Origin of the sequence: Actinomadura physcomitrii (assembly GCF_008923205.2) — a bacterium.
Lineage (GTDB): Bacteria > Actinomycetota > Actinomycetes > Streptosporangiales > Streptosporangiaceae > Spirillospora > Spirillospora physcomitrii.
Genome location: NZ_WBMS02000001.1, coordinates 232538 through 251697 on the forward strand (window position 1 = coordinate 232538; position 19160 = coordinate 251697).

Here is a 19160-nt window from a genome sequence, read left to right on the forward strand (position 1 = left end):
TCCCCGTACTCCTCGAGAGAGTTACTCCCGGTTGCGCTCGTGCCACACCACGACGCTGGTCTGCCTGATCGGCACCAGGTCGGAGCCGGGAGTGCCGCCCGGGTCCCCGCGCCGCCGCTGCTGCGCCAGGCGCGCCGCGACCGACCGGGTCGATTCGAGTTCGTTCGCGAGCTCCTCCAGGGCGGCGTGCGCCTTGGCGAGCTCCTCGCGGAGCCGCACGTTGTCGCGCTGCAGCTCCAGGATGTGCTTGATGCCGGAGAGGTTGACGCCCTCCTCCTGGGAGAGCCGCTGGATCTCGCGCAGCATCACGATGTCGCGCATCGAGTACCGGCGGCCCCGGCCGGCCGTCCGGCCCGGGCACACCAGCCCCATCCGGTCATAGGTGCGCAGCGTCTGCGGGTGCAGCCCGGACAGCTGCGCCGCCACCGAGATCACATAGACCGGTGTGTCGTCGCCGAACGGATCCATGACCTCACTCCGTTCTCGCCTGCTGGAGCAGCTCGCCGCGCAGGTCGTCGCCCGCGCCCGCGTCGCGCAGCCGCTCCAGCGCCTCACGGGCCTGGTCGTCGAGCTTCTGCGGCACCTGCACGTCCACGGTGACGAGCAGGTCGCCCTTCGTGCCGTCGCGCCGCGTCGCGCCGCGGCCCCGCACCCGGAACGTCCGGCCGTTCGGGGTGCCTTCCGGCAGCCGCAGCGTCACCGGCTGCCCCTGGAACGTCGGTACCCGGATCTCCGCGCCGAGCGCCGCCTCCGGGAACGTCACCGGCACGGTCATCGTCAGGTTGTCGCCGGTGCGGCCGAACACCTTGTGCGGCAACACCTTGATGTTCACGTAAAGGTCGCCCTGCGGGCCGCCGTTCTCGCCCGGCGCGCCCTTGCCCTTCAGCCGGATCCGCTGCCCGTCCGCGACGCCCGCCGGGATGCGGGCCTGGATGGTGCGGTCCGACTGCTTGCGCCCGCTGCCGTGGCAGGTCGGGCACGGGTCGTCCACGACCAGCCCGCGGCCGTGGCACTCCCGGCACGGCTCCTGGAAGCCGAAGTTGCCGAGGTTGCGGGTCTCGTGCCCGGTGCCCTCGCAGCTCGGGCACACCCGCGGCACCGTGCCGGCCTTCGCGCCGGTGCCCCGGCACGACGGGCACGCCGCCTCGCTGGTCAGCTTGATCGGGACGGTCACGCCGTTCATCGCGCGGCCGAACGACAGCGTCACGTCCGTCTCCACGTCCGCGCCGCGCCGCGCCCGCCGCGTCCCCGTCGTGCGGGTGCCGCCGCCGCGGTTGAACAGGCCGCCGAACAGGTCGCCGATGCGCTCGCCCGCGCCGCCCGTCTGGGTGCCCCCGGTCTGCCCGAAGATGTCCCCCAGGTCGAAGGGGAAGCCCCCGCCGCCCTGCTGGCCGCGGAACCCGCCCGGCATGGACCGCACCGCGTCGTACTCCTTGCGGCGCTTGTCGTCCGACAGGACGTCGTACGCCTCGGAGACCTCCTTGAAGCGGTCCTCGGCGTCGGCGTCCCCCTTGTTGGCGTCCGGGTGGTACTTGCGCGCCAGCTTCCGGTAGGACTTCTTGATCTCCTCCTGCGAGGCCGACTTCGAGACACCGAGGACTTTGTAGTAGTCCTTCTCCAGGTAGTCCTTGGTGCTCACGGCGCCCCGCTCTCTGCTATCGCCACTTGCGTCTTGTCTTCACCTGCGCCGCCGGGCCCGTCCCGTCCCGTCTGCGAGACGGGACGGGCCCACCGGTCGATCACTCGCCCTCGTCGCCGCTCTCGTCGTCGGCGCCGGCGTTCGGGTCGGGCTCGGCCACCGCGACCCGGGCGGGCCGCAGGACCCGCTCCCCGATCCGGTAGCCGGGCTGCAGGACGTCCACCACGCTCGTCTCGGTCACGTCCGCCGAGTACGAGTGCATGAGCGCCTCGTGCACGACCGGGTCGAACGGCTCGGACTTCTCGCCGAACTTCTCCAGGCCGAGCTTGCCGGTGACCGCCTCGAGGCTCTCCGCGACGGACTTGAACCCGCCGGTGAGCTCCTCGTGGTCCCGGGCGCGGCCGATGTCGTCCAGCACCGGGAGCAGCTCGGACAGCACCTGCCCGAGGGCCTGCTCGCGGACCGCGACCCGGTCCCGCTCGACCCGCTTGCGGTAGTTGTCGTACTCGGCCTTGAGCCGCTGGAGGTCGGCCAGCCGCTCGTCCAGCTGCGTCTTCAGCGAGGAGACCTCCGCATCGGATCCGCCGGTGTCGCCCGCGGCCGGGGCCTCCGGGGCCGGCGCCTCCGCCGGCTCCCGGAGCTTGCCCGTCTTCGGGTCGATGCGCCGCTTGTCGCGGATCACCGGGCCCTCCTTCTCCTCGCCCTCACGGGGAGAGGACGTCACGAGGCACCGCCCTTCTGGGGGGCGACCGCCAGACCCCCGAGGGGGAGGGCCGAAGATCCTCGCTTCGCTGCGGTCATCGGCCGTTCCTTCTGGGGGGCGACCCCCAGACCCCCGAGGGGGAGCGCCGAAGATCCTCGCTTCGCTGCGGTCATCGGCCCTCCTCCTTCGGCTTGTCGTCGTCCACGATCTCGGCGTCGACGACCTCGTCGTCCTGCGCGCCCTGGGCGTCGGCCGTCGGGCCGGCGTCCTCGGCGCCCGGCTGGGCGCCCTCGGGGTTCTGCGCGTACATCGCCGCGCCCATCTTCTGGGAGACCTGCGCGAGCTTCTCGGCGCTGCCCTTGATCGCGTCGACGTCGGTGCCCTCCAGGGCCTTCTTCACCTCGGCGATCGCGTCGTTGACCTCGGTCTTCAGCTCCGCGGGGACCTTCTCGTCGTTCTCCCGCAGGAACTTCTCGGTCGAGTACGCGAGGGTGTCGGCCTGGTTGCGGACCTCGGCCTCCTCCTTGCGCTTGCGGTCCTCCTCGGCGTAGTTCTCGGCGTCGCGCATCATCTTCTCGATGTCCTCCTTGGGCAGCGCGCTGCCGCCCGTGATGACCATCGACTGCTCGCGACCCGTGCCCTGGTCCTTCGCGCTGACGTTGACGATGCCGTTGGCGTCGATGTCGAAGGTGACCTCGATCTGCGGGACGCCGCGCGGCGCCGGCGGCAGGCCGGTCAGCTGGAAGGTGCCGAGCTTCTTGTTGTACGCGGCGATCTCGCGCTCGCCCTGGTAGACCTGGATCTCCACGGACGGCTGGTTGTCGTCGGCGGTGGTGAACGTCTCCGACCGCTTGGTCGGGATCGTGGTGTTCCGCTCGATGATCTTGGTGAAGATGCCGCCCTTGGTCTCGATGCCGAGGCTCAGCGGGGTCACGTCCAGCAGCAGGACGTCCTTGACCTCGCCCTTGAGCACGCCGGCCTGGAGGCTGGCGCCGATCGCGACGACCTCGTCGGGGTTGACGCCCTTGTTCGGCTCCTTGCCCCCGGTCAGCTCCTTGACCAGCTCGGACACCGCGGGCATCCGGGTGGAGCCGCCGACCAGGACGACCTGGTCGATGTCGCCGACGGTGATGCCGGCGTCCTTGAGCACCGAGTTGAACGGCGCCTTGGTCCGGTCGAGCAGGTCGGAGGTCATCCGCTGGAACTCGGCCCGGGTGAGCTTCTCGTCCAGGTGCAGCGGGCCCTCGGCGGAGGCGGTGATGTAAGGCAGGTTGATCTGCGTCTCGGACGAGCCGGACAGCTCGATCTTCGCCTTCTCCGCGGCCTCGCGGAGCCGCTGCAGCGCCATCTTGTCCTTGGACAGGTCGACGCCGTTGGCGTTCTTGAACTTCTCCACCAGCCAGTCGACGACCTTGTTGTCCCAGTCGTCGCCGCCGAGGTGGTTGTCACCGGAGGTGGCCTTGACCTCGACGACCCCGTCGCCGACCTCCAGCAGGGACACGTCGAACGTGCCGCCGCCGAGGTCGAACACCAGGATGGTGGCCTCGTTCTCCTTCTCCAGGTGGTAGGCCAGCGCGGCCGAGGTCGGCTCGTTGATGATGCGCAGGACGTTCAGCCCCGCGATCTGGCCGGCCTCCTTGGTGGCCTGGCGCTGGTGGTCGGAGAAGTAGGCCGGGACGGTGATGACCGCGTCGGTGACCGTCTCGCCCAGGTAGGACTCGGCGTCCCTCTTCAGCTTCTGCAGCACGAACGCGCTGATCTGCTGGGGGGTGAAGTCCTTGTCGTCGATCTTGGTCTTCCAGTCGGTGCCCATCTCGCGCTTGACCGACCGGATCGTCCGGTCGACGTTGGTCACCGCCTGGCGCTTGGCGACCTCGCCGACCAGGACCTCCCCGTTCTTGGCGAAGGCGACGACGGACGGCGTGGTCCGCGACCCCTCCGCGTTGGCGATGACGGTGGGCTCGCCGCCCTCCAGGATCGCGACGACCGAGTTGGTCGTCCCGAGGTCGATGCCGACCGCACGTGCCATGTCTCTCGTCCTCCGTCGTTTCCGGTGTTATCGCGCCCCGGTCGCCCCCCGGGGTGCGGCCGGTCGATGTCTGTCTGTCCGCAAGAGTGCCCGGCCGCCGTCTCGTTGTCAAATGACTTGAGTCGGCCAGACTCAACTTTGCTGACGCTCTCCTCAACAGGACGTGTGAGCCACCTATTCCAGTTCCCGCCGAGGTGTAAGAAGTCGGGACGCACCGGGACTTCCCTCGCGAAGGCGATCACCCGCTCCGGGTGATCACTAAGGACCGTCCCCCTCCCGGACGGCCTCGCAGAGGAGACTCGATGACGCACAGACGCTGGAGCCGGGCCCTGCCCGGCGCCCTGCTCGGCACGCTGCTCGCGGCGGGAGCGCTCGCCGTGCTCCCCCCGCCTCCCGCCCAGGCCGCGCCCGCGGGCGGGCTCGCGCCCGGACGGTCCTGGAAGGTGACGCTGCTGACCGGCGACGTCGTCCGGGTCCGGACGGCGAAGGGCCGCGCGCCCATGGTCGCGGTGACCCCGGCGCCGGGCCGCGGCAACCACCTGTTCCGCACGGTCACCCGGCCGGACGGGCACGTGCTGGTCACCCCGCTGGACGTCGCGCGGCTGGTCGGCCCGGTGCTCGACCCCCGCCTTTTCGACGTCACGGACCTGATCGCCGCGGGCTACGACGACGCCCGCAGCGCCGACCTCCCGCTGATCGTCCAGCGCGGCGCCGGGGCGCGGACGCTGTCGGCGCTCGCCGGCGGGACGATGCGACAGGGCGTGGCGCTGCCGAGCATCGGGGCCGTCGCGGCGCGGCAGCCGAAGAAGGACGCGCGGCGGCTCGGGTCGTCGCTCGCCGCGATGGCGGGGCCGTCGCTGAAGGCGACGGGCGGTATCCGGCACGTCTGGCTGGACGGCAAGGTCAAGGCGTCGGCCCTGCCCGCCGCACCCGCCGCGCCCGCTGCGAAACTCGACGGGAACCTGGAGCAGATCGGCGCGCCGAAGGCGTGGAAGGCCGGGTACACGGGCGCGGGCGCGACGGTCGCCGTCCTCGACACGGGCGTGGACGCGACGCACCCCGATCTGAAGGGCCGGATCGCGGAGACGAAGGACTTCTCCGGCTCGCCCGACACCGGCGACCGGTTCGGGCACGGCACGCACGTCGCCGCGACGGTCGCCGGGACGGGCGCGGCGGCGGGCGGCGCCCGCACGGGCGTCGCGCCGGGTGCGAAGCTGCTGGTCGGCAAGGTGCTCGGCGACGACGGGTACGGCAGCGACTCCGCCGTGATCGCGGGCATGCAGTGGGCGGCGCCGCGCGCGAAGATCGTCAGCATGAGCCTCGGCGGCGGCGTGAGCGACGGCACGGACCCGGTGTCGCAGGCGCTGAACGGGCTGAGCGGCGAGTACGGCACGCTGTTCGTCGTCGCCGCCGGCAACGAGGGCACGATCGGCTCGGTCGAGTCGCCCGGCACGGCGGACGCGGCGCTCACCGTCGGCGCGGTCGACGGCCGGGACCGGCTCGCGGACTTCTCCAGCCGCGGCCCGCGCGCCGGCGGGCACGCCGCCAAGCCGGAGATCGTCGCGCCGGGCGTCGACATCGTCGCGGCCCGTGCGAAGGGCACCGCGATGGGCACGCCGCTCGGGCCGCTGTACACGCGGGCGTCGGGCACGTCGATGGCGACCCCGCACGTCGCGGGCGCCGCGGCGCTGCTCGCCGCGCGGCATCCGCGCTGGACGCCCGCGCAGCTCAAGGCGGCGCTGGTCGGGACGGCCGCCCCGGCGACCGGCGGCGACCTCTACGAGCGCGGCGCGGGACGGCTGGACGCCGGCGCCGCTGCGACGGGCTCGGTGCTGCCCGCGCAGGGCGTCGTCGACCTCGGCACGTCGGCGTTCCCGCAGCACAAGGCGCTGTCGGCCAAGCTCGGCTGGACGTCCCTGGCCGGCGCCGCCCAGGCCGCGCTGAGCGTGCGGGTCGTCGACCGGAAGGGCGACGAGGTGTCCGGCGCGGCGAGCCTGTCCGCGACCCGGGTCGACGTCCCGGCGGGCGGGAGCGCGTCGGCGTCGCTGACGGTCGACGCGGCGAAGCTGGCCGCGCATCCCGGACTGTACGACGCGGAGGTGACGGCGAGAACCGGCACGACGTCCGTGCACACCTCGGTGACGTTCTACGTCGAGCCGCCGGCGCACACGCTGACCGTGAAGGCGAACCCGCTGCCCGGCACCGACCCGGCCGACTTCTCCGGATATGCCGGAGTGGTGAACCTGGCCGACTGGGCGCTGTTCGCGCAGGCGGTCGACGCGACGCCCGACGGGACGAAGGTCCGCGTGCCGGAGGGCCGCTACAGCGTGCTCGGCACCGTGGACGACTTCAAGGAGGGCGCCTGGCGCTCGGCGCTCGCCGGGACCCCGGAGGTCCTCGTCGACCGCGACATGACCGTGACCCTGGACGGGGCGGCGGCGAAACCGGTCACCGCGAGCGTCCAGGGCGTGTCGACGACGATGTCGATGGCCAGCGCGTCCGTCGTGCGCGGCGACCGGCAGGGCCTGTGGACGGAGGGCGTCTACACCGACGACCCGGCCGTCGCGCCCGTGTACGCGCAGCCGATGGGCGGCGCGACGACCGGGACGTTCCGCGCCTACACCGCCCACCGGCTGACCGCGCCCGGCGAGGTCTACGACCTGATCCACCCGCTCGGTGACGCGATCCCGGCGGACCCGTCGCACGTCGTCGGCGCGGCCGAGAAGGCGCGGATGGCCCGCGTCGACCAGCGGTTCGCGGCTTTCGACGGCGACACCGGCAAGGGGATCGTCGAGCACCGCTACGGCACGTCCCCCGAGGGGCTGCTGCTCGCCGGCCTCGACGCCAGCGATCCGGTCGAGTCGGGGACGGCCCGCACCGACTACGTGTCGACGGGCAAGGGCATGCTGTGGGCGGACGAGGCGTCGCCCGCCGCGATCGGGGACGGCCAGTGGGTCGACGAGCTGCCGTTCACCGAGCTGCGGCCTGGTCAGCGGCTCGCGCGCACGTGGGGCCGCCAGCCGGTGCGTCCCGGCCCGGTGGCCGGGTCGGGCGTCGCGCTGAGCGACTGCACCCCGGCTCCGCCGGCCCGCACGCGCGACCACGTCCGCGTCCAGCTGGTCGACGTCCAGACCAGGATCGACGGGTTCGACTGCGGCATCGACGGCGTCACCGGCACGCTCGCGCTCTTCGCGAACGGTGCGAAGATCGGCGGCGCGGACGGGCCGTCCGGCGACTTCGACGTCCCGTCCGGGGCGGCGGACTACCGGCTGACCTACGACAACGACGCCTCGAAGGCGCTGCCGGTGTCGGTCCGCACCTCGACGGCCTGGACGTTCCGCTCGGCCACGCCGCGCGGCAGCGCGAGCGCAATGCTGCCGCTGCTGCTCGTCGACTACGACCTCGGCCTCGACCTGCGCAACCAGCCGTCGGGCGAGCCCGCCGTGTTCAGCGTCGCGCGGGTCGCGGGCGCGGGCCGGGCGAAGGTCACCGGGCTGCGGTTCTGGACGTCGGTGGACGACGGCGCGACCTGGCAGGCCGTCCCGGTGAAGGCGCTCGGCCACGGCCGGTTCAGCGCCCCGCTCCCGGCGGCGGTGCAGGGGCAGGCCGTGTCGCTGCGCGTCAGCGCCGGCGACGCGGGCGGCAGCGGCGTCGACCAGCGGATCATCCGCGCCTACCGGGTCCGGTAGCCGGGCTGCGAAAGCGGCGGGGGGTTCCGGGTGATACGTCTGTGACCGCCATCCGTGCGACGGAAAGGCACCAAATGACAGGGGAACCCCTCGCCGCGGCTCCGGCCCGGGCCCCGCTCGGCCCGGCCGCGCCGCGGCCGTCCCTGCGCGACCCGGACCGGTTCGGCGAGGTCTTCGACGCGCACTTCGCCGAGATCCACGGCTACGCGGCCAAGCGGCTCGGCCCGGACGCCGCGTCCGACGTCGCCTCCCAGACGTTCCTGGAGGCGTTCCGCCGCCGCGACCGCTACGACCCCGCGCGGGCGGCCGTCCGCACCTGGCTGTACGGCATCGCGACGAACCTGATCGCCAAGCACCGGCGCAGCGAGGTGCGCGCCCTGCGGGCCCGCGCCCGGCTCGGCCCCGGCGACGCCCCGGGGGAGGGCCACGCCGATGTGGTGGACGCCCGCGTCAGCGCGCAGGGCCTGCGCGGCCGGCTGGCCGGCGCGATCGCGGCGCTGCCCGCGGGGGAGCGCGACGTGCTGCTGCTCGTCGCGCTCGCCGACCTCAGCCACGAGGAGGTCGCGGCGGCGCTCGGCGTCCCGTACGGGACGGTCGGCTCCCGGCTCAGCCGGGCCAGGAAGAAGGTGCGCGAAGCACTCGGCGGGACCAACCCGATGCGCGATGTGGAGGACGACCATGGATGAGCTGCGGACCGTCCGGGAGGCCTACGGCGAGCCCGCCCCGCCGACCGCCCGCGAGATCGCCGAGGCGCGCGCGCTGTGGGACGGGAAGCCCGCCGTGCGCCGCGCCCGGTTCGGCTGGCCGTTCCGCGCCGGCCTGGGCGTGGTCGCCGCCGGTGCCGCGGCGGCCGTCGCCGTCGCGCTGATCGGCCACGGCACGCCGGACGGCGGACCGCGCACCGGCGCGGGCGGGCGGGGGGTGCTCGACCTGAACGAGCAGGCGGTGCTGCAGGCGGCGGCGAAGGCGGAACTGGTGCCGACCGGCAAGTACTGGTCGTCCGACCACATCCTCGGCCAGTCCTACGTCGTCCGGGCGAAGACCGGGACGTACGCGATCACCGGTGCGCTCACCGAGTCGTTCAGCTGGGCCGGGGCGCGGAAGGGGACCGGCGAGGGGTACGCGGACCGGGACCTGCCGGCAAGGCCGGCCACCCCGCAGGACGAGGCGGCGTGGCGGCGCGCCGGTTCCCCGGCGACGCTGCGGGTCTGGTCGTCCGACAAGTGGCTCACCTTCCCCACGAAGGCGACGAAGGCGGCGCGATGGCGATCGGACGGCCCCGAGGCCGGCGAGGACGCCCGGGGCGGCGGTGACTTCCTCGGCGAGTCGGTCGAGGACCTGCAGAAGCTGCCGTCGGACCCGGCCGAACTCGCCGAGATGTTCCTGACTCCGGAGCGGCTGGGAAAGGCGCTGCGCCTGCAGGCGGGACGGCAAGCGGGACGGCCGGTCGAGCCGCCCGGCGGGTGGGCCGTCCCGCAGATCGCCCGGGTGGCGTCGCTGCTGCACGCGCCGGTCCCGCCGAAGGTCCGGGCCGGGCTGATCCGCGCGCTGACCGCCCAGCCGGGCATCCACGCGATCGGCCGGGTCACCGACCCGCTGGGCCGCCGGGGGGTCGCGCTCGCCGCCGACGAGCGCGCGGTGAAGGTCACCGGCGAGTTCGGCGGGCCCGCCGACCAGCGCGGCACGTACCGCTCCCGCGAAGTGATCGTCTTCGACGAGCGCACCGGTGCGCTGCTGGCCCGCCAGAACCAGCTGACCGTGCCCGGCGGGCCGTACGCGCAGATGAAGCCGGGCTTCATCATCGACTACTCGGCCGTCCGCTCGGCGCAGTGGACCGACGCGAAGCCAAAACCGCCCGCCTCGCTGCCGTTCCCGGTCCGCTGATCCGGGACGCTCCGGTAAGAAGCGGCGGCCCCGGACCACTACCCGGGTGACGGAACCCCGGACGAAGGGCTCGGACCTTGTCGGACCCCGAAGACACAGCCCGGTTCACGGCGCTGTACGACGCGCACCATCGGCGCGTCCACGCCTACGCCGTGAGCCGGGTCGGCGTGCAGGCCGCCGAAGAGATCACCAGCGAGACGTTCTGCGTCGCGTGGCGGCGCGTCCGCGACCTGCCGGACGAGCCGCTGCCGTGGCTGCTCGGCATCGCCCGCAACCTGCTGCGCGAGTCGTACCGGGCGCGGGACCGGCAGGACGCGCTGGCCCGCGAGCTGCGCACCTGGGCGGCCGGCGCGCCGCCCGCGGGCGACGTCGGGGAGGCGGTGACCGAGCGCGCCGGGATGCTGCGCGCGCTCGCCGCGCTGCCCGACGACGACCGGGAGCTGCTCGCCCTCGTGGCCTGGCACGGGCTGGCGCCGGGCGAGGCGGCGAAGGTCCTGCGCTGCTCGAAGGCCTCGTTCTACGTGCGGCTGCACCGGGCGCGGCGGCGGCTGGAGCGCGCGCTGACCGCGGAGTCGCGGGCGCCCGACCCGGGCGCGCCCGCCCGCGCCCCGTCCCTGGTCAGTGCCGAGAGGAAGGCCGTCCGATGAAGCACGACGTCATGAAAGCGCTGGCCGACGCGCGGCCGGAGCAGCTCGACCCGCCGGCGGACCCGGCCGCGGCCCGCGCGCGCCGTGAGCGCGACCTCGGCCGCGCGTTCCTGGCCGACCCCGACGCCGCGCCCGCCGGGGGACGGGCGCGGGTGGGACGTCCCGTCCGCTGGACGCTGCTCGGCGTCGTCGCGGCCGGGGCCGCGGCCGCCGTGGCGGTCGCGACGGTCGGCTCGTCCGGATCGTCGCGCGCGCCGGGCGGGCCCGGGGCGTCCGGGAGCATCGACCTGAACAAGCAGGCGGTGCTCGCCGCGGCCACCAAGGCGGAGCAGGCGCCGACGGGGAGGTACTGGTACACCGACCAGCTCGACGGCCAGTCCTACATCATGCGGGCGAGAACCGGCGCGTACGCGATCGCCGGCGCGCAGAGCGAGTCGTTCAGCTGGCACGGCGCGAAGTCCGGCATGGGCGAGGCGTACTACCTGCGCGACCTGCCCGCCCGCCCGCTGACCGAGCGGGACGAGGCGCTGTGGCGCAAGGCGGGCGCGCCGTCGACCTTCCGCGTCCGGACCGACGGCGGCACCACCACGTACTCCACCAGGGCCACGAAGTGGCGGTCGAGCGGCCCGGAGGCGGGCGCCGACCCGCGCGGCGGCGGGGAGTTCCTCGGCATGTCGGCCGAGGAGCTGTGGAAGCTGCCGGCGGACCCCGCGAAGCTCGCCCGGATGTTCCTGAGCCGCGCCGAGGCGGGTGCCGCCACGGGCGCCGACCCGAAGAGCGGGCGCGCCCCGGACACCGGGCACGCCGCCGACGCCGGGCTCTGGCGGGTCGCGTCGCTGCTCGGCGGCGCGCCGGTGCCGCCGAAGGCGCGGGCGGGCCTGATGCGGGCGCTGGCCGCGCAGCCGGGCGTCCAGGCGATCGGGCGCGTCACCGACCCGCTGGGCCGCCGGGGCGTCGCGCTGGCCTCCGCCGAGCGCACCACGACGATCACGGACGGGCCGGCGGCCGAACGCGGCACGTACGGCTCCCGCGAGGTGATCGTCTTCGACGAGGCGACCGGCGCGCTGCTGTCCGTGCAGGACACCCTGACCCGGCCGGGCGGCGAGTACGCGCAGATGAAGCCCGGGTTCATCATCAGCTACACGGCGACCCGCACGGCGCAGTGGACCGACGCGAAGCCGGAACCGCCCGCGAAGCTTCCCTTCTAGCCCCCCGCCCGGGGTGAGCGCTGCCGTTGTCCCATGGCGATCGCCCCCGTCTCGCCCTCCGCCCGACCGTCCCGGGCGGAGGGCGAAGGCGTTCGAGGGGATCGGTTGAGAACGGGGTGTTCCGTCCCTCCCCCCACAGCGAGGATTCGTCCATGGCACACGACCGCCCGCCGGAGCGCGAGGCCCCGGCCGGGCCACGCTCCGACGCCGAGGTGATCGTCCGTTCGCGGCGAGAACCGGACGCGTTCGCGGAGATCTTCCACCGCCACTTCGCCGAGATCCACCGGTACGCGGCCCGCCGGCTCGGCCCCGACGCGGCCGACGACATCGCCGCCGAGACCTTCCTCGTCGCGTTCCGCAAGCGCGGCCGCTTCGACCCCGAGCGCGGCACGGTCCGCCCCTGGCTGTACGGGATCGTCACCCGGCTGATCGGCCTGCACCGGCGCAGCGAGGGCCGGCGGTACCGGGCGCTCGCCCGCACGCCCGCCGAGAACGTCCACGACGGGCACGAGGACCTGGTCGCGGCGCGCGTCACCGCCGGCGACGCCGGCGCGGACATCGCGGACGCGCTGGCCCGGCTGCCGCGCGGGGAGCGGGACGTCCTGCTCCTGGTGGCACTGGCCGACCTGTCCTACGAGGAGGTCGGGCAGGCGCTCGGCCTGAAGACGGGCACGGTCGCGTCCCGGCTGCACCGGGCCCGGCGCCGGCTGCGCGAGGCGCTCGGCGCGGAGTTCAAGGCTTCGATCACGGAGGAGGCGACGGCATGACGGGAATCGACGAGATGGACGGCGTGCGGCGGCTGCTGGCCGAACCGCCGGAGCCGTCGCCCGAGGCGTCCGCGAAGGCGTTCGCGAAGCTTGCGGACGAGATGTCGGGCGGCCGGTCCCGGACGTCCCGTGCGGGCCGGCCGTGGTTCGCCCGGCCGCTCGGGCTCGGCGCGGGCCTGGTGGCGGCGGGCGCGGCGGCGGCCGTCGCGATCGCGGTCACCGGGCCGGGGACGTCCGGTTCGCCGGGCGCCCGGGGCACGGCGACGCCGCCGGAGAAGGTCGACCTGAACAAGCAGGCCGTCCTCGCGGCGGCGGCGAAGGCCGCGCTGATGCCGACGGGGAAGTACTGGTACACCGACCAGGTCAGCGGCCAGTCGTACATCGTGCGGCCGAAGACCGGCGCGTACGCGGTCGTCGGCGCGCACAGCGAGTTCTTCCAGTGGTCGGGCGCGCGGAAGGGCATGGGCGAGGCGTTCTTCGGGCGGGACATCCCCGCGCGCCCGCTGACCCCGAAGGACGAGGCGCTCTGGCGAAGGGCCGGGTCCCCGTCGGCGTTCCGCGTGTGGTCGAACGACCACTACTACACCTACGACCGGCACGTCTCGAAATGGGACGCGGACCGGCCGGACGCGCAGGGCGGCGGCCGGTGGCTCGGCGACGGGGACGCCGGCCTGACCGTCGACGACCTGCAGAACCTGCCGACCGACCCCGCGAGCCTCACCGCGCGGTTCCTGAAGGGCGCGTCCGGGCCCGATCCGCGGCGGATCGAGCGGACCCTGGCGCAGAAGCAGCGGGAGCCGGTGCCGGCGGATCCGAACGCGCGGGCCGCGCGCGCCGCGGCCATCCAGTCGCTCCAGAACGACCTCGAGAAGGCCGAGCAGGCTCAGCGGGAGGACCCGCACGGCTCGCGCGCCAAGGTGATGGACGCCGAGGAGGTGATGATGGAACTGCCGCTCCCGCCGGCGGTGCGGGCCGGGCTGATGCGCGCCCTCGCCGCGCAGCCCGGAGTCCGGGCGATCGGGCCGGTGACGGACCCGCTCGGCCGCAAGGGCACCGCGCTGGCCGCCGCCGACACCACCACCGAGGTCACCGGCGAGTTCGGCGCTCCCGCCGCCGAGCAGGGCTCCTACACCTCCCACGAGGAGATCATGTTCGACCCCGCGACGGGTGAGTTGCTCGGCAGCCGGGACGTGCTGGACAGGCCGGGCGGCGCCTACCGGTCGCAGCCGCCCGGCTTCGTGATCAACTACTGGCTGGTGCGGTCGTCCGGCTGGACCGACGCCAAGCCGAAGCCGCCCGCCAAGCTCCCCTTCTGACCACCGTCGAGGCACGGCGTGCCGCCCCTAAAGAGCTCGCAGTGCCGAGAGGACCTGGTCGATGCGGCGTGCCCGCGTTTCCGGCTTCTTCGCGCCCTCCACCGCGAGGATGTGGCGGCGCCGCCGGCTGTGCGACAGGCGGTCGAAGCCGGCCCGGGCCGCCGGGTCGGCGTCCAGAGCGCGGGCGAGGTCCGCGGGTTCGGCGAGGGCGGGCGGCTCGGTGTCGAGTACCACCTCCACCTCGACCTCGTCGCCGACGGTGACACCCGCGGCCGTCCGGTTGGCGTTGCTGAGACCGAGCAGGTGGCGGCCGCGCATGATGGCGACCCTGCTGTGCCACGAGTGCCCGTTGAGGGTGATCGCCACCCTCGGCCGGGCGCCTCCGCCGAGTTCCTCGACGACCTCGGCGGGGACCTCCAGCCCCCGCATGGGCTCCGGAGGCTCGACCACGGTGCGGAACTTCACGATCGTCCCCTTTCTGCTGCTCCGGATCGCCACGGCCGCGTGGGCCCCGGTCTGATGGCCGGGCCCCACGCGGCCGGGCGGGCGGTCACGAGCCGTAGGTCGTGACCTTCCACAGGTACCCGTCGGGGTCGGCGAAGTAGCCGTAGTAGCCGCCCCACTTGGCGGGGGCCGCTTCCCTGACCACGGTGCCGCCGGCCGCGACGGCCTTGCTGATCGTCTCGTCCACGGCGTCCCGCGAGTCGGGGTTCAGGTGGAACGAGGCCCCGCGGAACCCGGATCCCTCCGGCGGAACGCCGGCGTCCTTGGCTGCGGCGTCCCACTCGTAGAGGGCGAGCTGCGGGGCCCCCTCCCCGAGGTGGAACGAGACGAAATGGCGGGTGTCCTTGTCGATCTCGCACCCCAGCCCTTCGGCGTAGAACCGCTTGGCGCGGTCCAGATCATCGACGCCGAGCATGACAGCGCTCATCTGCGGTGACATGGCGTTCTCCTCACAGGTGCCCAGCGGTGTCATGGGGTGCCCGGGCCGGTGTCCGGAACACCTGGACGACCGCGTGCGTTACTCGGCGTACGGCTGGTCCTCGCCCTGATCGCTGTAGCCGAGGCTCCAGATGTAGCCGTCGGGGTCGGCGAAGGTGGCGCCGTAGCCGCCCCACGGCAGGGGACCAGCGGGCTTGAGGACCGTGGCGCCGGCCTTCTCGGCCTCCGCCAAAACCTCGTCGACCCTCTCCTGGCTGCGGACGACGTAGGTGAGGACCACGCCGCCGAAGCCGCTGCCGTCGGGGCTGGTGCCGACCTGGTCGGCCAGGCCCTCCCGGTTGTAGAAGCCGACGGGCGAGGCGCCGTCGGAGTCGAAGAACACCGAGACGCCCCAGTCGTTCTTGATCGTCCAGCCCAGTCCGCCGGTGTAGAACCGCTTGGCGCGGTCCATGTCGCGGACGCCGAGGAGGATGGAGCTGACGTGGGCCTTCATAGTTTCTCCTTCATGTTCGGGTGACCCGCTGGATGCGGCGGGCAGGGCGCGATCGGGGCCCTGGTGTCACATCGACGCGAGCGCGCCGGTCACTTCGTATGACAGGAGTTCCCGGGGGAGTGTGACCGATGACCGAGCAGGACTGGCTCACCGCGCGGTTCGCCGAGTACCAGAAGCACTTGCAGGCGGTGGCGTACCGCATGCTGGGCTCGCGGAGCGAGGCCGAGGACGCGGTGCAGGAGGCGTGGGCTCGGGTCGGCCGCGCCGAGACCGGTCACGTGGAGAACCCCGGCGGATGGCTGACCACCGTCGTCGCCCGGGTGTGCCTGAACATGCTGGAGGCGCGGCGGAGCAGGCGTGAGGAGGCCGTCGGGGCGCTGCCGCCCGAGCCGGGGACGGCTCATACGGGCGTCGCCCCGGCCCCCGGCCGGGGTGATCCCGAAGACGAGGCGCTGCTCACCGACTCGGTAGGCGTCGCGCTGATGGTGGTGCTGGACACGCTGGCGCCCGCCGAGCGGCTCGCGTTCGTCCTGCACGACGTCTTCGCCGTGCCGTTCGAGGAGATCGGCCGCATCATCGACCGGTCGCCGGCGGCGGCCCGGCAGCTCGCCAGCCGGGCACGGCGCCGTGTGCGGGGCGCCGCCGAGGCGTCCGGCGCCGCGCGGTCGGCGAAACGCGAGATCGTCTCGGCGTTCCTCGCGGCGGCGCGCGACGGCGACTTCAACGCCCTGCTCGACCTCCTCGATCCCGACGCGGTGGCCGTCGGCGATCTGCACGGCGCCGAAGCCGTGGCGGCCTTCTTCACCGGCCGGGCCCAGGCCGCCCGCCTCGCCCTCGTGGACGGCGAGCCGGCGGCCGTCTGGACCCGCCTCGGCGCGATCAGGGCCGTCATCGCCTTCACCGTCCACGACGGCCGGATCACGCGTATCGCCGTCGACACCGACCCCGCGCGGCTCCTCGCCCTCGACGTCATCCTCCTGCCCTCCCACTCGCAGGAGCCGTGATGGGCAACGGCGCTCCGGCGGCGCGTGCCACGGGCATGGGCCTGCGGCTGTCCTCCTGCGCCCTGGCCGTCGACGATCTCGACCAGGCCCTCCGCTTCTACCGGGATGTGCTCGGCTTCGAGGCCGACGCCACCATCGCGGAGGAGCCGGGCCGGGCCGTCGTACCGCCGCAGCAGCCGGACATGCGGATCCTCCTCGTGCCGCTCCCCGCGTGCCCCTCGGCCGAGCGCCGGACGGTCGCGGACGACATCGTGCGCCGCCTCGTCTTCGCGACCGACGACTGCGACGCCGTCTTCGAGCGCCTGGAAGCCGCGGGCGCCGAAGTGATGCAGGAACCGATCGACCGTCCGGGCGTCCGCGACTGCGCCTTCCTCGACCCCTCGGGAAACCTCCTCCGGTTCACCCAGACCACACGCTGACCCAGCCATACGGTGACCCAGGCGGCACACCGCGGCTCAGCGGGCGATGCGGGCTTCGATGCCGTCCAGCACGCAGGACAGGCCGTAGTCGAACCGCTGCTCCACCACGTCGGCGGTGTCCTGGGCCCAGACCTCCTTGATGTGCGCGGTGAGCCGGGGATGGCGTTCGGCGATCTCGGCGAGGTAGGGGCCGAGGGTCTGCAGCCAGTCCTCGCCGGCCCCGGCGTCGTGGGCGCTCTGCCAGCTCGCCTCGCTGCCGGCCGCGCCGATGACGTAGTCGGCGATCAGCGACATCGCGTTGTCCAGGGCCGTGCCGGTGAGGGCGGCGCCGTCGAAGGCGCCGATCACCTCGTCGAGGACGCGGGTGGCGTTCGGGCCGATCATCGGCTGGGCGCCGAACAGCGGCACCGTCCAGGGGTGCCGGTGGATCATCGCGCGCAGGTCACGGGCGTAGCCGGCGACGGCGGCGCGCCATCCGCCGGCGTCCGGGCCGGGCACCCGGACCTCGCCCATCACCCGGTCGAGGGCGAGCTCCAGCAGCTCGTCCTTGTTCGCGACGTGCCAGTAGACGGACGTCGCGCCGGAGTTCAGCCGGGTGCCGAGCCGCCGCATGCTGAGCCCGTCCAGGCCCTCGGCGTCGAGCAGCTCCAGCGCCGCGTCGACGATCTGGTCGCGGGTGAGCGTCGGCTGCTCGCGCCTGGCGCGCGGCGGGCGCACCCACACCGACTCCGGCGGCTTCTTGCCGTCCGCCTTGTTGGCCGGCTTCGCCATCCAGGTCCTCCTCGGGGCTCGACTCGGTTTCCCCCAGACTACTTGAACAGTGTGCGAGTTGCGTCGTACAGTGTGCGAGTCAGCTCGAACACTGTACGAGGAGTCCTCCCGTGAACGCAGCCGCCCCGCCGCCGCACCCCCGGCGCTGGCAGATCCTCGGCGTCCTGTGCCTGAGCCTGCTGGCCGTCACCGTCGACAACACGATCCTCAACGTCGCGATCCCGTCGCTGCTCAAGGACCTGCACGCGACCATGTCCGACGTCCAGTGGACGATCGACGCCTACTCGCTGGTCTTCGCCGGCCTGCTGCTCGCCGCGGGCGGCCTCGGCGACCGGTTCGGCCGCCGCCGCGCCATGCTCATCGGGTTCGCGCTGTTCGGCGGCGGGTCGCTGCTCGGCGCGTTCGCCGCGAACCCCGGCGAGCTGATCGCCATGCGCGCCGTGATGGGCGTCGGCGGCGCCTTCCTGATGCCCGGCACCCTGTCGATCATGGCGCAGGTGTTCGGCCCGGACGAGCGCGCCAAGGCGTTCGCCATCTGGGGCGCCGCGTCCATGATCGGCGTCGCGGGCGGGCCCGCGCTCGGCGGCGTGCTGCTGGAGCACTTCTGGTGGGGCTCGGTGTTCCTGGTGAACGTCCCCGTCACGGTCGCCGCCGTCGTCGGCCTGCTCGTCCTGGTCCCCGAGTCGCGCGGGCCGCGCCGCCGCCCCGACGTCCTCGGCTCGGTGCTGTCCACCATCGGCATGGCCTCGCTCGTGTGGGCGATCATCTCCGCGCCCGACCACGGCTGGACCGGCGCCCGCACCCTCACCGGGCTCGCGCTCGGCGCCGCCGCCCTGACCGCGTTCGCCGCCTGGCAGCGCCGCAACCCCGAGCCGATGCTCGACCTCGCCCTGCTGCGGCAGCGCGCCTTCTCCGGTTCCGCCGCCGTCATCGCGATCCTCGGGTTCGTCCTCGCCGGGACGCTGTTCGCCCTCACCCAGACGCTCCAACTCGTCCTCGGCTACGGGCCCCTCAAGGCCGGGCTCGCGCTGCTGCCCTGCGCGGTCGCCGCGGCGGCGGGCAACGGCCTCGGCGCCGCCCTCGAAGCGCGCCTCGGCGGGCGCCCCGCCCTCGTCGCCGGCCTGCTCGTCATCGCCGCCGGGTTCGGCGCCCTCGCCCTCGAAGGCCCCGGCGACGGCTTCGCCCCGATCATCACCGGGCTCGTCGTCATCGGGTTCGGCATGGGCCTCGGCTCCCCGCCCGCCTACAACCTGCTGATGGCGGCCGTCCCCGCCGAGGAGGCCGGCGTCGGGTCCGCGGTGAACGACGCCGGCCAGGAGCTCGGCAACGCGCTCGGCGTCGCCGTCCTCGGCAGCGTCATCTCCGCCGTCTACGCCCGCGCCCTGCCGGACGGCGCGCCCGCCGCCGCGAAGCACTCGCTCGGCGAGGCCCTCGCGCTCGGCGACTCCGCGCTCGCGCACCAGGCCCGCGACGCGTTCGTCCACGCGGTGTCCATCGGGTCGCTCGCCGGATGCGGCGCCACCCTCGCCGCCGCCCTGTTCGCCGCGGCCGTCCTGCCCAGCGTCCCCCGCCCCGCCCCCGCCCCCGCGTGACCTCCGTTGAGTTGTGGCGTGTCGTGGTTATCGCCGTGCTCATAACCACGACACGCC

At 74.0% G+C, this 19160-nt stretch carries 18 protein-coding genes; 10 read left to right on the top strand and 8 right to left on the bottom strand.

Features of this window, described 5'->3' with window-relative positions; genetic code table 11:
- Window positions 1–21: 21 nt before the first annotated feature.
- From F8568_RS01040 to dnaK, 4 genes are all read right to left on the bottom strand, one after another.
- Window positions 22–468 (bottom strand): heat shock protein transcriptional repressor HspR, encoded by a 447-nt coding sequence (locus tag F8568_RS01040; RefSeq protein ID WP_151546116.1) that lies wholly within the window; start codon window positions 466–468, stop codon window positions 22–24.
- A 4-nt stretch (window positions 469–472) separates the two neighbouring features.
- On the bottom strand, window positions 473–1639 hold the full coding sequence (dnaJ, locus tag F8568_RS01045) for a molecular chaperone DnaJ (RefSeq protein WP_151590188.1): 1167 nt from the start codon (window positions 1637–1639) through the stop codon (window positions 473–475).
- A gap of 100 nt (window positions 1640–1739) precedes the next feature.
- Window positions 1740–2363, bottom strand: a complete 624-nt coding sequence (grpE, locus tag F8568_RS01050; RefSeq protein ID WP_151590190.1) for a nucleotide exchange factor GrpE — start codon at window positions 2361–2363, stop codon at window positions 1740–1742.
- A 148-nt stretch (window positions 2364–2511) separates the two neighbouring features.
- Window positions 2512–4371: a molecular chaperone DnaK gene (gene dnaK / locus F8568_RS01055; protein WP_151590192.1), complete on the bottom strand. Its 1860-nt coding sequence runs from the start codon at window positions 4369–4371 to the stop codon at window positions 2512–2514.
- 302 nt (window positions 4372–4673) lie between these two features.
- On the opposite strand from dnaK, the gene F8568_RS01060 reads away from it, so the two are divergent.
- The 7 genes from F8568_RS01060 to F8568_RS01090 all read left to right on the top strand — a co-directional run bounded on the left by F8568_RS01060 (window position 4674) and on the right by F8568_RS01090 (window position 13882).
- Entirely contained in the window at window positions 4674–8060 is a 3387-nt protein-coding gene (locus F8568_RS01060; RefSeq protein ID WP_151590194.1) for a S8 family serine peptidase, read from the top strand.
- 74 nt (window positions 8061–8134) lie between these two features.
- Window positions 8135–8746 (top strand): RNA polymerase sigma factor, encoded by a 612-nt coding sequence (locus F8568_RS01065; protein ID WP_151590196.1) that lies wholly within the window; start codon window positions 8135–8137, stop codon window positions 8744–8746.
- Window positions 8739–9944, top strand: a complete 1206-nt coding sequence (locus F8568_RS01070; RefSeq protein ID WP_151590198.1) for a hypothetical protein — start codon at window positions 8739–8741, stop codon at window positions 9942–9944. The genes F8568_RS01065 and F8568_RS01070 overlap by 8 nt, the downstream gene beginning before the upstream one ends.
- 77 nt (window positions 9945–10021) lie before the next feature.
- Window positions 10022–10591, top strand: coding sequence for an RNA polymerase sigma factor (locus tag F8568_RS01075; RefSeq protein WP_236008230.1), 570 nt, complete (start codon window positions 10022–10024; stop codon window positions 10589–10591).
- On the top strand, window positions 10588–11799 hold the full coding sequence (locus F8568_RS01080) for a CU044_5270 family protein (protein ID WP_151590200.1): 1212 nt from the start codon (window positions 10588–10590) through the stop codon (window positions 11797–11799). Before F8568_RS01075 ends, F8568_RS01080 begins: the two co-directional genes overlap by 4 nt.
- Window positions 11800–11951: 152 nt before the next feature.
- Window positions 11952–12566 carry an RNA polymerase sigma factor gene (locus F8568_RS01085; RefSeq protein WP_151590202.1) on the top strand — a complete coding sequence of 205 codons (615 nt, stop codon included), beginning with the start codon at window positions 11952–11954 and terminating at the stop codon, window positions 12564–12566.
- On the top strand, window positions 12563–13882 hold the full coding sequence (locus tag F8568_RS01090; protein ID WP_151590204.1) for a hypothetical protein: 1320 nt from the start codon (window positions 12563–12565) through the stop codon (window positions 13880–13882). The genes F8568_RS01085 and F8568_RS01090 overlap by 4 nt, the downstream gene beginning before the upstream one ends.
- Window positions 13883–13909: 27 nt before the next feature.
- On the opposite strand, the gene F8568_RS01095 is transcribed toward F8568_RS01090, so the two are convergent.
- The 3 genes from F8568_RS01095 to F8568_RS01105 all read right to left on the bottom strand — a co-directional run bounded on the left by F8568_RS01095 (window position 13910) and on the right by F8568_RS01105 (window position 15317).
- Window positions 13910–14347: a YdeI/OmpD-associated family protein gene (locus F8568_RS01095; RefSeq protein WP_202124347.1), complete on the bottom strand. Its 438-nt coding sequence runs from the start codon at window positions 14345–14347 to the stop codon at window positions 13910–13912.
- 85 nt (window positions 14348–14432) lie between these two features.
- Window positions 14433–14825, bottom strand: coding sequence for a VOC family protein (locus F8568_RS01100; RefSeq protein WP_151590207.1), 393 nt, complete (start codon window positions 14823–14825; stop codon window positions 14433–14435).
- 78 nt (window positions 14826–14903) lie between these two features.
- Window positions 14904–15317, bottom strand: a complete 414-nt coding sequence (locus F8568_RS01105) for a VOC family protein (RefSeq protein WP_151590209.1) — start codon at window positions 15315–15317, stop codon at window positions 14904–14906.
- A 128-nt stretch (window positions 15318–15445) separates the two neighbouring features.
- Between F8568_RS01105 and F8568_RS01110 the strand changes: the two genes are divergently transcribed.
- Together F8568_RS01110 and F8568_RS01115 are read left to right on the top strand one after the other, a co-directional pair.
- A complete protein-coding gene (locus tag F8568_RS01110) occupies window positions 15446–16321 on the top strand; it encodes a sigma-70 family RNA polymerase sigma factor (protein WP_151590211.1) in 876 nt (291 codons plus the stop codon).
- Window positions 16321–16740 (top strand): VOC family protein, encoded by a 420-nt coding sequence (locus tag F8568_RS01115; protein ID WP_236008232.1) that lies wholly within the window; start codon window positions 16321–16323, stop codon window positions 16738–16740. Before F8568_RS01110 ends, F8568_RS01115 begins: the two co-directional genes overlap by 1 nt.
- A gap of 36 nt (window positions 16741–16776) precedes the next feature.
- Here the strand turns inward: F8568_RS01115 and F8568_RS01120 are convergent, their stop codons facing one another.
- Entirely contained in the window at window positions 16777–17511 is a 735-nt protein-coding gene (locus F8568_RS01120) for a TetR/AcrR family transcriptional regulator (RefSeq protein WP_151590213.1), read from the bottom strand.
- Between the two features lie 110 nt (window positions 17512–17621).
- On the opposite strand from F8568_RS01120, the gene F8568_RS01125 reads away from it, so the two are divergent.
- Window positions 17622–19103: an MFS transporter gene (locus F8568_RS01125; RefSeq protein WP_151590215.1), complete on the top strand. Its 1482-nt coding sequence runs from the start codon at window positions 17622–17624 to the stop codon at window positions 19101–19103.
- Window positions 19104–19160: the final 57 nt, after the last annotated feature.

Coding starts and splice junctions, on each gene's coding strand:
- F8568_RS01040 (WP_151546116.1), bottom strand. CDS start 468: ATGGATCCGTTCGGCGACGACACACCGGTCTATGTGATCTCGGTGGCG.
- dnaK (WP_151590192.1), bottom strand. CDS start 4,371: ATGGCACGTGCGGTCGGCATCGACCTCGGGACGACCAACTCGGTCGTC.
- F8568_RS01060 (WP_151590194.1), top strand. CDS start 4,674: ATGACGCACAGACGCTGGAGCCGGGCCCTGCCCGGCGCCCTGCTCGGC.
- F8568_RS01065 (WP_151590196.1), top strand. CDS start 8,135: ATGACAGGGGAACCCCTCGCCGCGGCTCCGGCCCGGGCCCCGCTCGGC.
- F8568_RS01070 (WP_151590198.1), top strand. CDS start 8,739: ATGGATGAGCTGCGGACCGTCCGGGAGGCCTACGGCGAGCCCGCCCCG.
- F8568_RS01080 (WP_151590200.1), top strand. CDS start 10,588: ATGAAGCACGACGTCATGAAAGCGCTGGCCGACGCGCGGCCGGAGCAG.
- F8568_RS01085 (WP_151590202.1), top strand. CDS start 11,952: ATGGCACACGACCGCCCGCCGGAGCGCGAGGCCCCGGCCGGGCCACGC.
- F8568_RS01090 (WP_151590204.1), top strand. CDS start 12,563: ATGACGGGAATCGACGAGATGGACGGCGTGCGGCGGCTGCTGGCCGAA.
- F8568_RS01100 (WP_151590207.1), bottom strand. CDS start 14,825: ATGTCACCGCAGATGAGCGCTGTCATGCTCGGCGTCGATGATCTGGAC.
- F8568_RS01105 (WP_151590209.1), bottom strand. CDS start 15,317: ATGAAGGCCCACGTCAGCTCCATCCTCCTCGGCGTCCGCGACATGGAC.
- F8568_RS01110 (WP_151590211.1), top strand. CDS start 15,446: ATGACCGAGCAGGACTGGCTCACCGCGCGGTTCGCCGAGTACCAGAAG.
- F8568_RS01115 (WP_236008232.1), top strand. CDS start 16,321: ATGGGCAACGGCGCTCCGGCGGCGCGTGCCACGGGCATGGGCCTGCGG.
- F8568_RS01120 (WP_151590213.1), bottom strand. CDS start 17,511: ATGGCGAAGCCGGCCAACAAGGCGGACGGCAAGAAGCCGCCGGAGTCG.